Genomic DNA, 18,154 nt, shown 5'->3' with positions numbered 1-18,154 from the left:
AATCAGCCGACCGCATTCGGACCAGCCACGGCGGTGTGCCACGAGCCGCCCTCGACATGGGGAGCCAGCGTTCATGTCCCATTCCGCGTTACGAGTCGTCCACGACTCCGGCGCCACCGTCGACCTGACCGCCGCCGAGCGTGCGGCCGGCGAGTTCCTCTCCGCGCTCGGCGTCGGCCTCGACGACGAACACCTGAAGGCCACCCCGGGCCGCATGGCACGCGCCTACGCCGAACTGTTCACTCCCCGTCCGTTCGACCTGACCACTTTCCCCAACGGCGAGGGCTACGACGAGCTCGTACTGGCCCGCCGCATCCCGTTGCGGTCGGTATGCGAGCACCACCTGCTGCCGTTCGTCGGGGTCGCCCACGTCGGTTACCTACCGGGCGACCGCATCCTCGGACTGTCCAAGCTCGCCCGCATAGTCGAGCACTTCTCCTGCCGCCCCCAGGTACAGGAACGACTGACCAAACAGATAGCCGACTGGCTGGCGACGAATCTGAGCCCCAAAGGGGTCGGGGTCGTCATCGAAGCCGAACACACCTGCATGACCCTGCGCGGCGTGCAGGCGGTCGGCACGACCACGGTCACTTCCACCATGCTCGGCACACTGCGTGACGACGCCCGCTCTCGCCAGGAGTTCTTCTCCCTCACCGGGATCGCGCCCTGACCATCTCCACCGTCGAGCTACAACCCCCACCGAGCAGCGACCGCCCACACCGCGGCGTCGCTCGGATCGTTCGGTGCGTCCAGTAACGAGCAAACCTTCTGCGCCACAGCGATGTTCGGCGCGCATCGGGGCACTGGCCGCATCGCTCCGATCCCGCACCGGACGCACGGTTCGCAGTGAAGTCACTCACATCCGACGAGAGAGACGCCTCCCCGAGCACTCGCGCATTGCCACCATTCGGCAATAGCCGATCGGTTGCCATTCCGAAAGCGACGCATTCGCCCACCCGGGGCGCCACGTACTGCCCGCGACGCGAAACACCGTGACAAGCCGAAACGGCAGCTCACATCGCAATACTGCGAACGCCATAGCCAGCCGATCACCGGTTGGTGATACCTCACGAAACAGATACCGTCGGCAGTGATTTCCGTCTCAGACGGAAGGCCCGAAGGTGATATAGCCATTCGTTGTTACTGTCGGGTAGTGTTCACTGCACCGACGATCAGAGTCGATCCGGAACCGTATTTCCCCACGATTTCAGGAGCGCTCGTGTCTCCCCATTCTCGTTTCGAATCCATCGGCGCCTATCTGCCTTCCAGAGTCGTCACCACGGAGGAGCTTCTTTCCGGGCTGAAAGAACCGCCTTCATTCGATCTTGAGAAAATAACCGGCGTCCGTGAGCGCCGGGTCCGCGATACCAGGCCGGAAAGTCACGAGGACTCGTTCACACTGGCCATGAAAGCTGTGGAAGACTGTCTGTCCAGGTCACAGTATGCGCCGGAGGAGATCGACGTCATCATCTCCGCCTCGATCACGCGGAGCAAGCACGCGACCAGGGTGTACATGGAGCCGTCGTTCGCCGGTTCGATAAGCCGCCTTATCGGTGCCAAGAACGCGATCACATTCGATATCACCAATGCCTGTGCAGGAATGCTCACCGGCACGTACATCCTGGATCGGATGATCCGGTCCGGCGCCGTTCGCAATGGCCTCGTGGTCAGTGGTGAAGCCATTACCCCGATCGCCGAGACCGCAGTTGCCGAGATTTCCCAGAAATACGATCCGCAATTCGCTTCGCTGTCCGTCGGCGACTCCGGATGCGCGATCGTGCTGGATCGCGCGGTCGATGAAAACGACATGATCCACTACATCGAAATGATGACCGCCGCGGAATACGCACAGTTGTGTCTGGGCATGCCGAGCGGCAAGACGCAAGGCATCGCGATGTACACCGACAACCGCAGGATGCACAACGAGGATCGCTTCCTGCTCGGCACCAATACCCAGCGGAAATTCCTCGAGGCGCAGGGCAAGACCTTCGCCGACGAGAAGTTCGACTACGTCATCCACCATCAGTTCGGCGCCACCGCCATCCCGTGGATGAACGCGATCGCCGAGCGCGAGTTCGGCAGTCCGATGCCGCCGGACCTGCGGGTCATCGAGAAGTACGGAAATACTTCCACCACTTCGCATTTCATCGTGCTGCACGATCAGCTCAGCGAGCAGAGCATCCCCGCGGGCTCGAAGTTGCTGCTGGTGCCCGCGGCTTCCGGCATCGTCACCGGGTTCCTGTCCACCACCATCTCGTCACTGAAGGTCTGAGGCCGGTCATGAGTGTGCGTATCAAGTCCGCCGCGATCAGCCGCGGCGGCGACACCAACAGCATCGTGGAGCACAACGGGCGCGCGGCCAAGCGGTGCCTCGAGCGTGCCGGCATCCGTCCCGACCAGGTCGGCCTGCTGATCAACGCGGGTATCTTCCGGGATTCCAACACCGTCGAGCCCGCGGTGTCGGCGCTGATCCAGAAAGCGGCCGGAATCGGCCTGGAGTACGCCAAGGACGACCCGAGGACGTTCTCGTTCGATCTGATGAACGGCGCGATCGGCGTGCTCAACGCGGTGCAGGTGGCCACGTCGGTCCTGGAGACCGGCAGCGCCGAGCACGTGCTCGTCGTCTCCGGCGACACCCATCCGTCCCTGCTGCGTTCCGTCGGCGACGACCGGTTCCCGTACGCCACCTGCGGCGCGGCGCTGCTGCTCGAACACACCGACGAGCCGACCGGCTTCGGCAGGGTGCACACCGTCGCGGGCGAGGGCACGCCCGCGATCGAGGCCTACGTCGACGTGACGACCATGGGCAACACCGGCCGCGGCGCCATGACGGTGGAACGCGAGCCCGGCTTCGAGGACCGCCTGCTGGAGGTGGCCGTCGACGCCGCGCGCTTGGCGCTCGCCGAATCCGACCACGCCTCGCTCGACGAGATCGCGCTGATCGCCTCGACGCCGAGCCCGGAGTTCCCGAAGAAGCTGGCCGCCGCGCTCGGCATCGACGAAAGCTCGGTCCGCACACCGGATCTGCGCGACGGCGACCCGCACACGGCCGCGCTCACCGCGGCCTACGACCAAGCGGTAGCGGACGACACCCTCGCCGCTCATCGCCAACTGCTGTTCGTCGCGGCGGGCGCGGGTCCCTCCGCGGCGGCGGTGCTCTACCGGCTGCCCGTCTTCGCCGGGGCGCCTGCGTGACAACGGGTACCTACTGGCAGGCCATCGATCGGTTTCGTGCGGTCGTCCGCACCGACCCCACCCGGGTGGCCGTGCGCTACGCGGACGGGGTCGGCCCCGATGGCCTGCCGGCCTACCGGCACCTGACCTATCGCGAGCTGGACGCGTGGTCGGACACGATCGCCCAGCGGCTCGCCGCGTCGGGTGTCGGCACCGGGACGCGCACCATCGTGCTGGTGCTGCCGAGCCCGGAGCTGTACGCGATCATGTTCGGGCTGCTCAAGATCGGCGCGGTGGCCGTGGTGATCGACCCGGGCATGGGCGTGCGAAAGATGTTGCGCTGCTTGCGCGCCGTGGACGCCGAGGCGTTCATCGGCATCCCGCAGGCGCATGCGCTGCGCGTGTTGTTCCGGCGCGGCTTCCGCACCGTCCACACGGTGGTGACGGTCGGCAGACGCTGGTTCTGGCGCGGCGAGTCGCTGCGGGACTGGGGCCGCACGCCCACCGGCTCGATGCCCGTGGGCCGCCCGGCCACCGCGGACGATTTGCTGCTCATCGCTTTCACCACCGGCAGCACCGGCCCGGCCAAAGCCGTGCAGCTGACACACGGCAACCTGGCCGCGATGGTGGAGCAGGTGCACGTAGCACGCGGGGAGGTGGCGCCGGAAGCCTCCTTGATCACCCTTCCGCTGGTCGGCGTGCTGGATCTGCTGCTCGGCTCGCGGTGCGTGCTGCCGCCGCTCATCCCGAGCAAGGTGGGCGCGACCGATCCGGCGCATGTGGCCGACGCGATCGAGAAGTTCGGGGTGAGTACCATGTTCGCCTCCCCCGCCGTACTCATCCCGCTACTGGAATACCTGCGTGCCCACCCGACTCCGCTCGCGTCGCTGGAGAGCATCTATTCCGGTGGCGCGCCGGTGCCGGACTGGTGCATCGCCGGACTGCGGGCGGTGCTGGGCGAGGACGCGAAGGTGGTGGCGGGATACGGGTCCACCGAGGCGCTGCCGATGTCCACCATCGAGTCCAGGGAACTGCTGGACGGTCTGGTCGAACGGGCGCACCGCGGCGCGGGAACCTGTATCGGCAGGCCCTCCTACCAGGTGCAGGCGCGCGTCGTCGCCATCACCGACGACCCCATACCGACGTGGGCGCGGGCCGAAGAACTCGCGGGCGGCCTGGCGGACACTCGTGGCATCGGCGAACTGGTGGTGAGCGGGCCGAACGTCAGCACCAAGTATTACTGGCCGGAACAGGCGAACGCGTTGGGCAAGATCGTCGACGGCGATCAGGTCTGGCATCGCACCGGCGATCTCGCGTGGATCGACGAACAAGGGCGGATCTGGTTCTGCGGCCGCAAGAGTCAGCGCGTGGTCACGGCGCAGGGACCGATGTTCACCGTCCAGGTGGAGCAGATCTTCAACACCGTCGCGGGTGTGGCCCGCACGGCGCTGGTCGGGATCGGTCGGCGCGGCGCGCAGCGACCGGTGCTCTGCGTCGAGGTGAAGCCGGGCGCCGACCCGGCCGTCGTCGAGCCGGCGCTGCGGGCCCACGGGGCGCAGTTCGACCTCACCAGGACGATCGCCGACTTCCTTGTCCATCCGTCGTTCCCGGTGGACATCCGACACAACGCCAAGATCGGGCGCGAAGAGCTCACCGGGTGGGCGGCCGAGCGCCTCGGAACGGACACCTGATCATGAAAACAACCGCACTGCGGGCGGTTCCCGTCCTGGGATGGCTGTATCTGGCGGGCGGCGCGCTCGCCGCGACCACCGGCCGTGCCCCCGACAGCCGGATCCTGCGCACCGTCTGGTGGATCGACGCGTTCCTCAGCGTCGTCGTGCACGCGGCCCAGATCCCGGTGGCCTTGCGCGCCGCCGAGGGATCCGGCAGCGGTCGCCTCCGTACGGCGATATTGACGCAGATCTTCGGCCTGACCTGGTGGCGGACCCAGCCCGGCAAGGAGAAAAGGCAATGAGCAAAGTTCTGGTGACCGGCGCGTCCGGTTTTCTGGGCGGAGCGCTGGTGCGCAGGCTGGTGCGCGACGGCGAGCACCATGTATCCATCCTGGTGCGCCGCACCAGCGATCTGTCCGACCTTAGCGCCGACCTCGACAAGATCCAGCTGGTCTACGGCGACCTGACCGATCCGGCGTCGCTCGAGCGAGCGACCCGCGGCGTCGACATCGTGTTCCACAGCGCGGCACGGGTGGACGAGCGCGGCACCCGGGAGCAGTTCTGGAACGAGAACGTCCGGGCCACCGAGCGGTTGCTCGAGGCGGCCCGGCGCGGCGGGGCCGCGCGGTTCGTGTTCATCTCCAGCCCGAGCGCGCTGATGGACTACTACGGCGGCGACCAGATCGACGTCGACGAGTCCGTGCCGTATCCGCGGCGCTACCTGAACCTGTACTCGGAGACCAAAGCCGCGGCCGAGCGGGCGGTGCTGGCCGCCGACACCGAGGGATTCCGCACCTGCGCGCTGCGCCCGCGCGCGATCTGGGGTGCGGGCGACCGGTCCGGTCCCATCGTGCGGATGCTCGGGCGGGCCGGCGCGGGAACGTTGCCGGATTTGTCGTTCGGCCGCACCGTGTACGCCTCGCTGTGCCACGTCGACAACATCGTCGAGGCCTGTGTTCGAGCAGCCGCCTCGGACACGGTGGGCGGCAAAGCGTATTTCATCGCCGACGCCGAGAAGACCGACGTCTGGGGTTTTCTCGGCCAGGTGGCCGCCCAGCTCGGATACCAGCCGCCGACCAGGAAACCCAACCCCAAGGTGATCGACGCGGCGGTGCGCGTCATCGAGACGATCTGGCGCATCCCCGCCGTCGCGACGCGCTGGTCGCCTCCGCTCTCGCGCTACGCCGTCGCTCTGCTCACCCGCAGCGCCACCTACGACACCAGCGCCGCCGCGCGCGATTTCGGCTACCGGCCGGTCGTGGACCGCGACAGCGGGCTGACCGCCTTCCTCACCTGGCTGGAAGGCCAGGGCGGAGCGGTCGAACTCACCCGCGATCTGCGCTGAGCACTTCCCCGTTACCGGAGACCAGCATGAGCAACGCCCCCGTCTTCCGCAGGAAGATCACCCCCACCGAACGCCTCTATTTCTCCACGCGACAGGTCACTCCGCCGTTCGTGATGCACATCGCCGTCCACGGCGAGGGCAGCCTCGATCCGGCCGCCGTGCAGGCCGCCGTCGACGTGGCCTCGGCGGCTGCTCCCGGCGCCCGCCTCGCCCGCGACGGCCGCGACTGGGTGGACAGCGGTCTGGCCGCCACCGTGCGCGTAGTGCCGGGATGGTCGCTGAACTACGACGCACTGGAGCACGACGCGGTGCTCAACAGCCCGATCGGTCCCACGCCTGACCGCACCACCGAGGTGCTGCTGCTCACGGGTGCGCAGACCACCGTGCTGTTCCGCGCCTTCCACGGCGTGATGGACGGCATGGGCATGCGCATGTGGGTGGACGACGTGTTGCGCGCCCTGCGGGGCCAGCGGCCGCTCGGCGCTCCCGACCCGGTCGCGGACGCCGAACTGGTCGCGCGGGTCGGCGCTGCGGGCAGACCGACTTTGGTGCTGCCCACATTCCAGGCGCCGTCCGGACGCGGCCGCCAGGATCCGGCGGCCCCGCGCTGGCTGCTGCGCCACCGCACGATCGAGGCGACCGGCAGGGGCATCGTCGCGCGCGTGGCGGCGATCCTCGCCGAAGAGTCGGAGACGAAGTCGCGCTTCATGATTCCGGTCGATCTGCGCAGGCACGATCCCGGCTTGCGGTCCACCGCGAACCTGGCGCTGCCCCTGTTTCTCGACGTGGCGCCAGGCGAAGACTGGGAGGCGGTCAGGGAGCGGATGCGGGTCGGTCTGCGGGAGAAACGCGAACTGAACGAGTTGGACAACGGCAAGCTGTCGAAGTTCCCCGACGCCGTCATTCGCACGGCGCTGCGCGGGAGCAACTGGCTGGGGGCACGGCTGAACCGGAACATGGTGTCGGCCACCGTCTCCTATATGGGCGCCTGCGATCTCGACGAGATGGCCGTGCCCGGCTGGACACCGACCTCCATGCGGTTGCTGCCGCAGCACAGCGGCGCGATGCCGCTGCTGTTCGCCATGGTCGAATCGCGCGGGAAGCTGGAGCTGACCGTCTCCTGCCGCAACGGCGCGGGCATCGAGCCCCGGCTGGATGCGCTGCTGGACAAGATCACCGCGCGGCTCGAGGCCGAGCTCGCGCCGCACGATGTGGCCGTGGCATGACCGCCATCGCCCGGGTCGTCCTCGCCCGGCCACGGATGGTGCTCGCCGTCGTGACCGGGGTGATGCTGCTGTCCGGCCTCCTGGGCATCGGAGCGTCGGACAAGGTCACCGCTGCCGGGTTCATCGATCCCGGCAGCGAGTCCGCGCACGTGGATCAACTCGTGAGCGAGCACTTCGGACCGCAGAATCCCGACGTGGTCGTGCGCTACACCGCTCCGGAGGGACAGACGCTCGACGACATCGGCCCCTTGGTGCAGGAGGCGCTGGCGCGGATCGATCCGGCGATGCTGCAACGGCCGATCGAAACCTATTGGAACGCTGGGTTCGCGCGAAAGCAGTTCCTGCGCGCGGCGGACGGACGGCGCGCGCTCGCCGTGGTCTATCTCGCCGGTGACGCCAACCAGCGTGTCGCCGTGTATCCCGACATCGAACCGCTGCTTCGCGTTCCGGGTGTTCCGGCCGATCTGTCCGGCTACAGCGCGGTCTCCACGGAGATCAACGCGCAGTCCCAGCATGATCTGGTCCGGGCGGAAGCGCTCTCGCTGCCGCTGACGCTGCTCATCCTGGTGCTGGTGTTCGGCGGTCTGGTCGCCGCGTCCTTCCCGGTCGTGGTCGGCGGCCTGACCGTGCTCGGCGCGCTGGGCGCCATCCGCGTGCTCGCCGAACTCACCGAGGTGAGCACGTTCGCGGTGAACATCGCCTCCCTGCTCGGCCTCGGGATGGCCATCGACTACGGGCTGTTCCTGGTCACCCGATTCCGCGAGGAGGTCGCCGAGGGGCACGACGTGCGCGCCGCGATCACCCGCACCTACTCGACCGCGGGACGCACCATCGCGTTCTCGGCACTGCTGCTGGTTTGCGCGTTCGCGGGTACGTTCGTCTTCCCGCAGGCGGTGCTGCGCTCGCTCGGCATCGGCGCGATCACCGCGGTCGCCCTGGCCGCCGGACTCTCGCTCACCGTGCTGCCCGCCCTGCTCGCCCTGTTCGGCGCGCGCATCGGCACCGCGCGCGCGATCGATCGCACCGACCGGTTCTGGCGCGGCCTGGTCGACCGCGTGCTGCGGCGGCCGGGGCTGGTGACCGTGGTCGTCGGCGCCGTCCTGCTGGTCTTCGCGGCGCCGTTGGCCGGGCTGCGGCTGGGCGACATCGACCACCACGCGTTGCCCCCGGACAACGCCATGCGCGTCACCATCGAAGAACTCACCGCGCAGTTTCCCGCGGCGGGCAGCGGAGCCACCGCCGTGCTGCACGGCACGAACGGGCCACCGCAGGCGGCCGCGGTGGATGCCGCCGCGGCGGCACTGGGCAAGGTCGACGGTGTGCGGCAGGTCGTCCAAGTGGGTCGCGCCGAGGATTTCGTCGTCTTCCACGCGTTCCTGCGCGATACCGACCGCACCGAAGCGGCGAGCGCCTCGGTGCGCGGCATCCGTGCCCTGACGCCGCCGGACGGCACCGCGCTGTGGGTCGGCGGCGACACCGCAGCCACCGTGGACAGCGTGCGGTCCATCGTCGCCGGGATGCCGTGGATGATCCTCGTAATGGTCGGCGCGACGCTGGTGCTGCTGTCGACCGCGTTCCGCTCGGTCGTCCTGCCGCTCAAAGCCGTCGCCCTCGCCTTCCTGAGCCTCGCCGCGACCTTCGGCGTGCTCACCTGGATCTTTTGCGGCGGGCATCTGTCCGGCGTACTCGGCGTGAGCACCGGCCCGATCACCGCGGGCATGCTCGTGCTGATCATCGCGGTCGTCTTCGGCCTGTCCACCGACTATGAGGTGTTCCTGCTGTCGCGCATGGTCGAAGCGCACGACGCGGGCGCCGACACCGCGGCGTCGGTGCGCGCCGGCACGGTCAAGACCGCGCGCGTGATCACCGCCGCGGCGACCTTGCTGGTGATCGTCACCGGGGCGTTCACCCTCTCCCCGCTGACCCCGATGCGCTTCCTCGGTCTGGGCATGATCATCGCACTCGTCGTGGACGCCACCCTCGTGCGCATGCTCTTGGTGCCCGCGCTGGTCCAGCTGATGGGCCCGGCCAACTGGTGGTCACCGCGCCGCCGCATCATCCCGGCCACCGTCGGCCGCATCCGGGAACGCACGTCCGCGGGCTGACGGAGTCCAACGGTGCTAAGCGACCAGTTCGAGCAGGCCGCGTGGATCCCACGGCATCGGCCCGGTCGGGAAACTCATCCGGACCAGTCGGTGCGGGGCGACCGCGTCGAAGTGCGCCACCGCGGGTGGCAGGAACCCGCCGATCACTTTCTCCACCATCGTGTTCAACCCGGACAACCGCGGCCGCAGCCGTACCTGCCAGCTGGTGATGCGACCGGCGGGTACGTCGACGACGGTGCGCTGCTCCACTTTCGCCGCGAGCGGGACGTGCACCGAGAAGGCGAGCCACAGGTCGACGCACTCCTCGGCGCCCTCGGCGAAATCTAGACCGCGCAGCAGCGTCAGGCCGCCGGCGAGCGGCATAACATTGGCCGGAAACGGCGCGATCCCGCCGCCGAACTGAAGATGGGTGGTGCCGACGAAGTTGGCCTCTTCGCGGCTGACGACCGTGGTGCCCGAACGTGTCTCGGCGCGATAGCGCTCGGCCGACAACCGATCTCCGGAGCGCTGGAATCGCTGCTCGATGGTCATCGCGAAATTCGCGTGTCCGAGGCCGACCTCGAGCATCGAGCGGTAACCGTCGCCGTCGTGCGATACCACGCTGATCAGATCGAGCTTCGGCGGCCGATCGGTCACGCTGACGGTGTAGACGGACTTCTCTCCGTCGGGTATCCCCGGGTCACGAAAAGCGGTGCGCACATGTCCTCCTCACACTGTGTCCTCGGCCGCCGCCGCGAACACCGCTTCGAGGGTGGCCACGTAGCGCTCGACGGAACCGTGCGCCACCGGCGTGTCCGGGTAGATGACGCTCAGCGTGGTCTCCGACGCGAGCCGGTTGATCCAGATCAGCACCTGTTCGGACGCGGCGCGATTGGCGTACAACCCGCACGACGCCAGGTCGAACACCTCGTTGCCGAGCAGTTCTCGGGCGTCGACGTAGGAGATCATCGGCGTGGACCAGCCCGGTTCCAGGTCGAGATCGGAGTCGGCGGGCAACAGTTCCACCACGCGCTGGAACGAGGTGGGAGCCAGGCGCAGGCCGTTCTCGTAGGCGTGCTGCGCGATGGCCGCGGCCCGGGCGAAGGTGGTGGTCGGCGCGATCGGAAAGGCCACCGGCAGCAAAGTCACATACCAGCCGACCGACGCGCGTTCGGCGGCGGAACCGCGGGTGCTGACCGGTGTCATGCCGAAGTAATAGTCGCTGTCGATGAGCTCGCGCTCGGCCAGCGCCGCCGCGGCGAAGATGCCGCCGACGAATTCCGCGCCGTTGTCACGGCAGACCCGCTCGAACCGTAGCGCGGTGTGCTCGTCGAACAGCGTGACCGTGCGGTGCGCGCTGCGGTTGTACACATCGGTCCGCCTGCCCAGATCCAGTGGGAAGGAGGGCAGTTCGCCGTCGTTCCCGCGAATGAGCTCCAGCCACTTCTGGACGCCGGGCGAGGCGAGCGTCATCCGGCCGGTGTACTCCCGTTCGGCAGTGCAGTAGTCGAGATAGCTGGCCGCGGGATGCAGCATGCCGACGTCTTCCCACACCTCGCGCAGATACAGCAGCGCGAGGTCGAACCCGGACAGGTACTGGCCGAATCCGTCGGTGTGCAGATGATCGACCGCCAGGTAGACCGTCGTCGAATCCTCGCGTTCGATCGCCCCGAAGGTGAAGCAGTCCCAGTCGAAGGGCCCCGGCGTCGTCTTCTGGACGTGATCGCGGATCGCCCTTGCCTCGTCCACGTGGCCGTAGTCGACCGGCACGAAATCGACGTCCTCCGCGGGCACCAGGTGACGCTCGATCGCACCGGCGGCGTCGACCCGGAACCAGGTTCGGAAGGTGTCGTGGCGCAACAGGAACGCGTTGACCGCCCGCGTCATCGCGGCCAGGTCGAGGCCGCCGGTCGGGATCTCCGCGGTCACCAGGCACAGGCCCGAGTACCGGAAATCCGCGTCGGCGTGCCGATCGGCGAGCCGCAGATACTGCTCCTGCTGGTGCGAGGGCGGAGCCGGGTGCACCGGCGCCCTGCGGGCGCGCGCCACCGACTCCGGCGACGCCGACCAGCCGACCAGCCGGCCCGGCCCCGGCTCCCATTCATCGATCAGCCCGAAACGGACCACGGGGACACCTCGTTTCGACGGCGGTCGGTCACGGCCTGGCCCCAGCCGTCATCAGCGCCGGAACGCGCTCGGCCGCAGCGTCATTCGAAGCGGTCGGCGCGACCGGATCCGTGACCGGCTGCGCCTGACCGGAATCGGCTGCCAGGATCAGTTCCGCCACCTTCGGTCCGGCCTGCTCCAGGCTGAACGAACGGCCCATCTGCAGTGACATCAGGTCGATACCGAGGGTCTTGGTGACCCGCGCGCCGAGTTCCACCGCCATCAGCGAATCCAGCCCGAGTTCCGGCACCGGAACGGTCATGTCGATGGACTCGACCGGCACGCCCATGACGACGGCGAGTTCCTCGGCCATCTTGCGGGCGACGAAGGCCCCGCGCTTGCCCTCCTCGATCGCGGCCACCTCCGCGCGCAGCCGAGCCAGCTCGGAGGTGTCCTTGGCGGAGGCCTGCGCGAGCGCGGTGGTGCGGCCCGTGCGGGTCAGCTGCGGGAAGGTGCCGGTCAGCTTGGCCCAGTCGGTCGGGATGATCGCCGCGCGGGCCACGCCCAAGCGCAGTGTCTGCTCGAGATAGGCGGTGGCGTCGGCCATGTCGATCGGATCGAAGCCGACCAGATCGAGGTACTTCAGGGCCGTCTCGTCGGCGGCCATGCCGCCCGTCGCGCCCGACAGGTGACCCCAGCCGACGCACAGCGCCCGCTCGCCGGCCCGGGACCATTCCTCGGCCAGCGACTCCACCGCCACATTGGCAGCGCAGTAGTTGTACTGCCCGTAGATGCCGTACATCGAGCCGCCCGAGGAGCACAGCACGAACATGTCCAACCCGATCCCGGCGTCGGCCACGGCTCGATGCAGTACCCGGGCACCGTGCACCTTCGGGCGATACACCTTGTCCAATTCCTCGAATCGCATCGCGTCCAGGCGATTGTCGGCCACCGCGCCCGCCGCGTGGAACACTCCGCGCAGCGGGTGCTCGGCGCCGTGGGACCGCGCGACGATCGCGGCGACCGCCTCCGGGTCGGTGACGTCGGCCCGCTCCTCGATCACCTCGACGCCTACGGTGCGCCACGCCTCGAGCTGGCGGCGTGCCTCCTCCGTACTCGCGCCGCCGCGGCCGAGCAGTACCAGCCGCCGCGCCCCGCGCAACACCAGCCAGCGCCCGATGGCCATCCCGAACCCGCCGAATCCGCCGGTGACCAAATAGGTCGCCGCGCTGCGGATCTCGAGATCCGGTAGGTAAGGCCGCACCGCCGGGGTGGGTGAATCCAGGCGCAGCGCGATCCGGGACAGACCGGTCGAGCGGATGGTCTCCTCGAACGCCCTGGCCACCTCGTCGGTCTCGAACAGCCGGTAGGGCAACGGTTTGTAGGTGCCCGCGAGCACCTTCTCGTAGACCCGCTGCAACAAACGAGCCAGCCGCTGCGCGTCGACGGCGACCAGGCGGTCCAGATCCATCGAGAAGTACGCCAGGTTCTTGTCGAAGTTGGACATCTCCAGCAGGCCGCCGGTGTAGATGTCGGCCTTGCCGACCTCGACGATGCGCCCGAATTCCGCTACGGCGTTGAAGTTCTGGCGCAGGATCTCACCCGGCGCGCTGCTGAGCACCACCTCGACGCCCTTGCCGCCGGTCAGCTCGAGCACGTCGTCGACGAAGTTGAGCGAGCGCGAGTCGATCGCGTGATCGGCACCGAGGGCGAGCACGTGGGCGCGGCGCTCGTCGGTACCGGCGGTGCCGATGATGCGTGCCCCACGATCCTTGGCCACCTGGATCGCGGCAGTGCCGACGCCGCCCGCGGCGCCGTGGATCAGCACCGTCTCCCCCGGTTCCAGCCGGGCCAGATCCAGCAGCGCGTACTCGGCCGTGCCGAAGGCGATGGTGCTGGTGCAGTAGGCGGGATCGGCGTCGGCGGGCAGCGGGATGGTCAGTTGCCGGTCGACGACGACGTAGCGCCGCATCATGCCCTTGGCGGCGACCGCGACCAGATCGCCCACCGCGAGGTCGGTGATCTCCTCGCCGACCCGCACCACCTCGCCGACGCCCTCCATTCCGGGCACGGTGCCGAAATAGGTCGGCGCCAACTCGCGCTCACCGAGCAGGCCGATGACCTTGAGCGGATCCTTGTAGTTCAGACCGATGATCTTCATCCGCACCTCGACCTGTCCCGGTCCGGGTCGGGGCCGCGGGCACTGCCGCCACGCCAACGCCGACAGCAGGCGGGTCCGGGGCAAGTCCAGCGCGAAGTTGGCTTCCGGGTCGGTCATGGGTTCGGCGGTGTCGAGGGCGTCCAGGCGCGCCTGCAGCGGCTTGGTCACCAGCGGGGCCCAGCGCGTGCCCGCGCGCAGCACCACCTCGTCGAGGTTGTCGTTCCAGAACGCGCCGGGCACGGCCATTTCTCCGAGCAGTTCGCCGATCTCGGTGCCGGGTTCCACGTCGATCAGCCGCCAGCGCAGCGCCGATTGCTCGTTGAGCAGCACCCGGCGCGCACCGGCCAGCGCGGCATGATTCGAGTTCGGCGGGATCGGGCTGTCCGGCAGCGCGAACGCGCCCTCGGTCACCAGCGTGGCGTGGCACCAGCCGTCACCGAAGACGCTCTGGGGCCCCTGTTCGGTGGCCTCCGGGTGGACGAACTCGTCGAGAGCGACCGCGATCCGCTCCAGTGTCCACAGATCGGCGACATCGTCCTCGACGGCACCCGCGACCACGCAGACGTGCAGCCGGTCGGCGCCTTCCGCCTTGGCCGCGGCCAGGGTCGCGGCCAAATCGGCGGCGAGTTCGCGGCTCGCCACCCCGGCCACGTAGAGCCGGGAGCCCGGGATCGCGGCGGCCAGCTGCCCCGCCCTTCGGCAGTCGCCGCCCAGCGCGACGATCACCGTGGACACCGAATCCCGCGGCAGCGCGGCGGGATCGAGGGCATCGCGCGGTTCGAGCGTCTCGGCGTAGTAGAAGTCGACCATCCGGTGCAGCGGATCCTGGCCCGGCGCGAGCGCACCGATCTGCAGGCCGCTCAACCGCATCACGAGGCTGCCTTCGTCGTCCAGCAGATCCACCTCGGCGCGCAGCCGGGCCCGGGGATCGCGGCGCGCGACCACGGTGATCCGCTCGGGCAGCGGCGCGACCAGCCGCACCGCCGCGACACCGACCGGCACCAGCGTGCCCTCGTCGATCCTGGCGTCGGCGAACAGCAGGGCCGCCGACTGCATCGCGGCGTCGACCACCGCGGGATGGGCGAGATGTCCGGAATCCGCGGCGATGGCGCCGTCGACGGTGGCCACCACCGCGTCCGCGCCGACGCGCACGGAGGTGACGCGACGGAAGGCCGGTCCGTACTGCAGTCCTGCCGTGGCCAGACCGCTGTAGAACATCTGCGGGTCGATGTCGAGACCGACGTCCAGGGTGGGCACCGTGACCTTCGTCGGCTTGTGGCTGCCGGTCAGCGTGCGGCCGAACGCGTGCACCGTCCAGGCCGTCCCGGTCGCCGAGCGCGATCGGATCATGAACCGGCCGCTGGCCTCCTCGACGGTGAGCGCCACCAGCGGCACGTCCGGCGCGCCCATGATCAGCGGGGCCACGAACCGAACCTGTTCCAGCGCGACGCGTTCCACGCCCAGACGGGCGGCCGTCGCGCTCAGGGCGGCATCCAGGTACGCCGCGCCCGGCATGATCTTGACGCCGTTCACCACATGATCGGCCAGCCACGGCAGCAACTCGGTGCCGACCTGTAGCAGCCAGTCCGGCCTGCCCTCGACGTCGGGATCACCGAGCATGGCGTAGGCGCCGGGAGTGCCCAACCGGGCCTGCTCGAACAGCGGCAGCGCCGCGTGCAGCCGGGTCCGTTGCCACGGATAGCGCGGCAGCGGCACGTGCGGGGTGGCCTGCGCCGGGAACAGCTCGTCCAGGTCGAGCACGCCCGCGCCGTAGAGGCCGATGAGGGTGCGGCGGATGCTCACCGAATCCGGCTGCTTACGATCCAGCGTCGGCACGGTCGTGCCGTTGACGTCCGCGCCGAGCAGCGCTTCGCGGATGTTGCCCGAGAGCACCGGGTGCGGGCCGACCTCCAGGAAGACCCGGCTGTCCGCGCCGATCAGCTTCGCGACCGCGTCCGCGAACCGGACGGGCTGCCGCACATTCGCGCACCAGTACTCCGCGTCCCAGTCGGGGTCGACAACTGGTTCGCCGGTGACCGAGGAGTACAGCGGCACGGTCGGCGCCATCGGCGTGAGCCCGGCCAGCGCCGCGCGCAGTTCGTCCAGGATGGGGTCCATCAACCGGCTGTGGTACGGCACCTCGACGCGAAGTCTGCGCGCGAAAATGCCGTCTTCGGTGAGCTTTTCGGCGATCTCGTCGAGGCGGTCGACGTCACCGGACAAGGTCAGCGAACTCGCACTGTTGATCGCGGCGACATCCACGCGCTGGTCGTCGCCGACGAGTTCGCGAGCCTGCTCGGGCGACATCCCGACCGCGAGCATGCCACCCGATCCGGCGGTCGTCGCCTGCAACCGGGCCCGGTGGTAGGCCACCAGCACCGCGTCACGCAGCGACAGCATGCCGCTCACGTAGGCCGCCGACACCTCGCCCACGCTGTGCCCGACCACGGCCGCGGGCCGGATGCCGTACTCGGCCAGCTCCCGCGCCAGCGCCACCTGCACGAGGAAGTTGGCCGGCTGCGCCACCTCGGTGCTGGTGACCCTGGACTCCTGCTCGGGCCGCAGCAGCTCCTCGATGATCGACCAGCCCGCGATCGAACGGAACTCGGCGTCGACCGCCTCGGCCGTGTCGGCGAAGACACCTCGGCTGCGGAGCGATTCGCGTGCCATCCCCCACCACTGCGGACCCATGCCGGAGAACACGAACACCGGTTCGGCCGTGCGCGCCACGATCGTCCGCGCGGCGTCGCGGCCCTCGCCCGCGGCGAACGAGCGCAGATCGCGGACGAGGTCGGCGGTGTCGCCGAGGAGCATGCCCGTGCGGTACTGATGGTGCGCCATGCGCGTCCATGCGGCCTCGGCCAATTGTTCCGGGTCGGCGCCCGCGGCGATCAGATCGCCGAATCGACCGGCCAGCGCCCGCGCCGCGCCGGTGCTGCGCGCCGAGATCGGCAGGACGCCGAAGTGCCGCGGGGGCGAGACAGGTTCAGCGGCGTTCGGCCGGAACTCCTGCAGGATGGTGTGGGCGTTGGTGCCGCCGTAGCCGAAACCGTTGACCGCGACCGTCATCGGCTCGGCATCGGCGGGCAGCGGCTCCGCCTCGAGCTGGACGTGCAATCCCAACTCGTCGAACGGGATGTCCGGATTGGGTTGGTCCAGCCAGCCCTGCGGCGGGATGGTGCGATGCCGGATCGCCAGCGCCGCCTTGATCACGCTCGCGATACCGGCCGCGGCCTCGGTGTGCCCGAGTGTCGACTTCACGGAGCCGACGCCCAGTGAGCCCGTGCGCCCCGCGGGCGCGCCGAACACTCGGCCGAGCGCGCGCAACTCGACCGGATCGCCGACCAGCGTGCCGGTGCCGTGCGCCTCGACGTAGGTGATCGTCTCCGGCGCGAGGCCAGCGCGGCCGCACACCGAACGCGCCAGTGCCTCTTGGGCTTCGGCGCTGGGCACGGTGATCGCGGTGGTGCGGCCGTCCTGATTCGAACCGGTCGCCTTCACCACCGCGTAGATCCGGTCGCCGTCGCGGACCGCGTCGTCGAGCTTCTTCAGCGCCACCATGCCCGCGCCCTCGCCCCGCCCGTAGCCGTCGGCCGAGGCGTCGAAAGACTTGCAGCGGCCGTCCGCGGCCAGGAAACCGCCCTTGCACATCAGGACGAAGGTCTCCGGTTGCAGCATCACGTTCACGCCGCCCGCGAGTGCCACCTCGCAGTCGCCGTTCTCCAGCGCCTGGCAGGCGAGATGAAACGCGACCAGCGACGACGAGCACGCGGTATCGACCGTGAGCGCGGGTCCGACCAGATTGAGCGCGTAGGCGATCCGGTTGGACAGCATGGTGTAGGACGCACTGGCCGGGGTGTGCATGTCGGTGTGGAACAGAGCCGGGCCGACCACGCCGATCACCGACTGGTCCACCACGAATCCGCCGACGTAGACGCCGATCGAGCCGCCCGCCGCGCGGCGCGCGATCCCGGCGTCGTCGAGCGCCTCCCAGGTCACCTCGAGCATCAGCCGCTGTTGCGGATCGAGCACGGTCGCCTCGCGAGGGGAGATGCCGAAGAAGTCCGGGTCGAATTCCCACGGGTCGATCGTCATGAACGCCGCGCGCTTGGTGTAGCTGCGCCCCGGCGTACGCGGTTCCGGATCGTAGTAGCGGCGGTAATCCCAGCGATCGGCTGGCATTTCGACCACGCCGTCCCGTTTGTCCAGGACGAATTCCCAAAAGGTTTCGGGCGAGTCGATGCCCCCCGCAAACCTGCAGCCGATGCCGACAATTGCAATATCCGACATGCACATCCTCCGGGTCGGATCCAGTTCGATCGCCATTCTTTTTCCGGCGATTCACGAATCAGCCTGTGCACACTTGGCGTCCGGCCCAGCGTAAC

11 protein-coding genes are annotated in these 18,154 nt (G+C 69.1%); 8 read left to right on the top strand and 3 right to left on the bottom strand.

Features of this window, described 5'->3' with window-relative positions; translation table 11 throughout:
• Positions 1–73 precede the first annotated feature (73 nt).
• The 8 genes from folE (at position 74) to ABZ824_RS06100 (ending at position 9,523) form a co-directional block, all read left to right on the top strand.
• On the top strand, positions 74–670 hold the full coding sequence (gene folE, locus ABZ824_RS06135) for a GTP cyclohydrolase I FolE (RefSeq protein WP_356961929.1): 597 nt from the start codon (positions 74–76) through the stop codon (positions 668–670).
• Positions 671–1,219: 549 nt separating this feature from the next.
• On the top strand, positions 1,220–2,272 hold the full coding sequence (locus ABZ824_RS06130) for a 3-oxoacyl-[acyl-carrier-protein] synthase III C-terminal domain-containing protein (protein WP_356962474.1): 1,053 nt from the start codon (positions 1,220–1,222) through the stop codon (positions 2,270–2,272).
• 8 nt (positions 2,273–2,280) lie between these two features.
• On the top strand, positions 2,281–3,195 hold the full coding sequence (locus ABZ824_RS06125) for a hypothetical protein (protein ID WP_356961928.1): 915 nt from the start codon (positions 2,281–2,283) through the stop codon (positions 3,193–3,195).
• Positions 3,192–4,865, top strand: coding sequence for a fatty acid CoA ligase family protein (locus tag ABZ824_RS06120; protein WP_356961927.1), 1,674 nt, complete (start codon positions 3,192–3,194; stop codon positions 4,863–4,865). Before ABZ824_RS06125 ends, ABZ824_RS06120 begins: the two co-directional genes overlap by 4 nt.
• 2 nt (positions 4,866–4,867) lie before the next feature.
• A complete protein-coding gene (locus tag ABZ824_RS06115; RefSeq protein ID WP_356961926.1) occupies positions 4,868–5,149 on the top strand; it encodes a hypothetical protein in 282 nt (93 codons plus the stop codon).
• A complete protein-coding gene (locus ABZ824_RS06110; protein ID WP_356961925.1) occupies positions 5,146–6,192 on the top strand; it encodes an NAD-dependent epimerase/dehydratase family protein in 1,047 nt (348 codons plus the stop codon). The genes ABZ824_RS06115 and ABZ824_RS06110 overlap by 4 nt, the downstream gene beginning before the upstream one ends.
• 26 nt (positions 6,193–6,218) lie before the next feature.
• Positions 6,219–7,418, top strand: coding sequence for a peptide synthetase (locus ABZ824_RS06105; protein ID WP_356961923.1), 1,200 nt, complete (start codon positions 6,219–6,221; stop codon positions 7,416–7,418).
• Positions 7,415–9,523, top strand: coding sequence for an MMPL family transporter (locus ABZ824_RS06100; RefSeq protein WP_356961921.1), 2,109 nt, complete (start codon positions 7,415–7,417; stop codon positions 9,521–9,523). Before ABZ824_RS06105 ends, ABZ824_RS06100 begins: the two co-directional genes overlap by 4 nt.
• 15 nt (positions 9,524–9,538) lie before the next feature.
• On the opposite strand, the gene ABZ824_RS06095 is transcribed toward ABZ824_RS06100, so the two are convergent.
• From ABZ824_RS06095 to ABZ824_RS06085, 3 genes are read right to left on the bottom strand one after another with little or no spacing between them, the layout of a single operon-like run.
• Positions 9,539–10,222, bottom strand: a complete 684-nt coding sequence (locus ABZ824_RS06095) for a hypothetical protein (protein WP_356961919.1) — start codon at positions 10,220–10,222, stop codon at positions 9,539–9,541.
• A 9-nt stretch (positions 10,223–10,231) separates the two neighbouring features.
• Entirely contained in the window at positions 10,232–11,629 is a 1,398-nt protein-coding gene (locus ABZ824_RS06090; protein WP_356961918.1) for a condensation domain-containing protein, read from the bottom strand.
• Positions 11,630–11,657: 28 nt separating this feature from the next.
• Entirely contained in the window at positions 11,658–18,059 is a 6,402-nt protein-coding gene (locus ABZ824_RS06085) for a type I polyketide synthase (protein WP_356961917.1), read from the bottom strand.
• Positions 18,060–18,154: the final 95 nt, after the last annotated feature.

Source organism: Nocardia sp. NPDC047038, assembly GCF_040644075.1.
Taxonomy (GTDB): domain Bacteria; phylum Actinomycetota; class Actinomycetes; order Mycobacteriales; family Mycobacteriaceae; genus Nocardia; species Nocardia sichangensis.
Note: the sequence above shows the minus strand (reverse complement) of the source record. Positions and strands in the feature narration are given on the sequence as shown.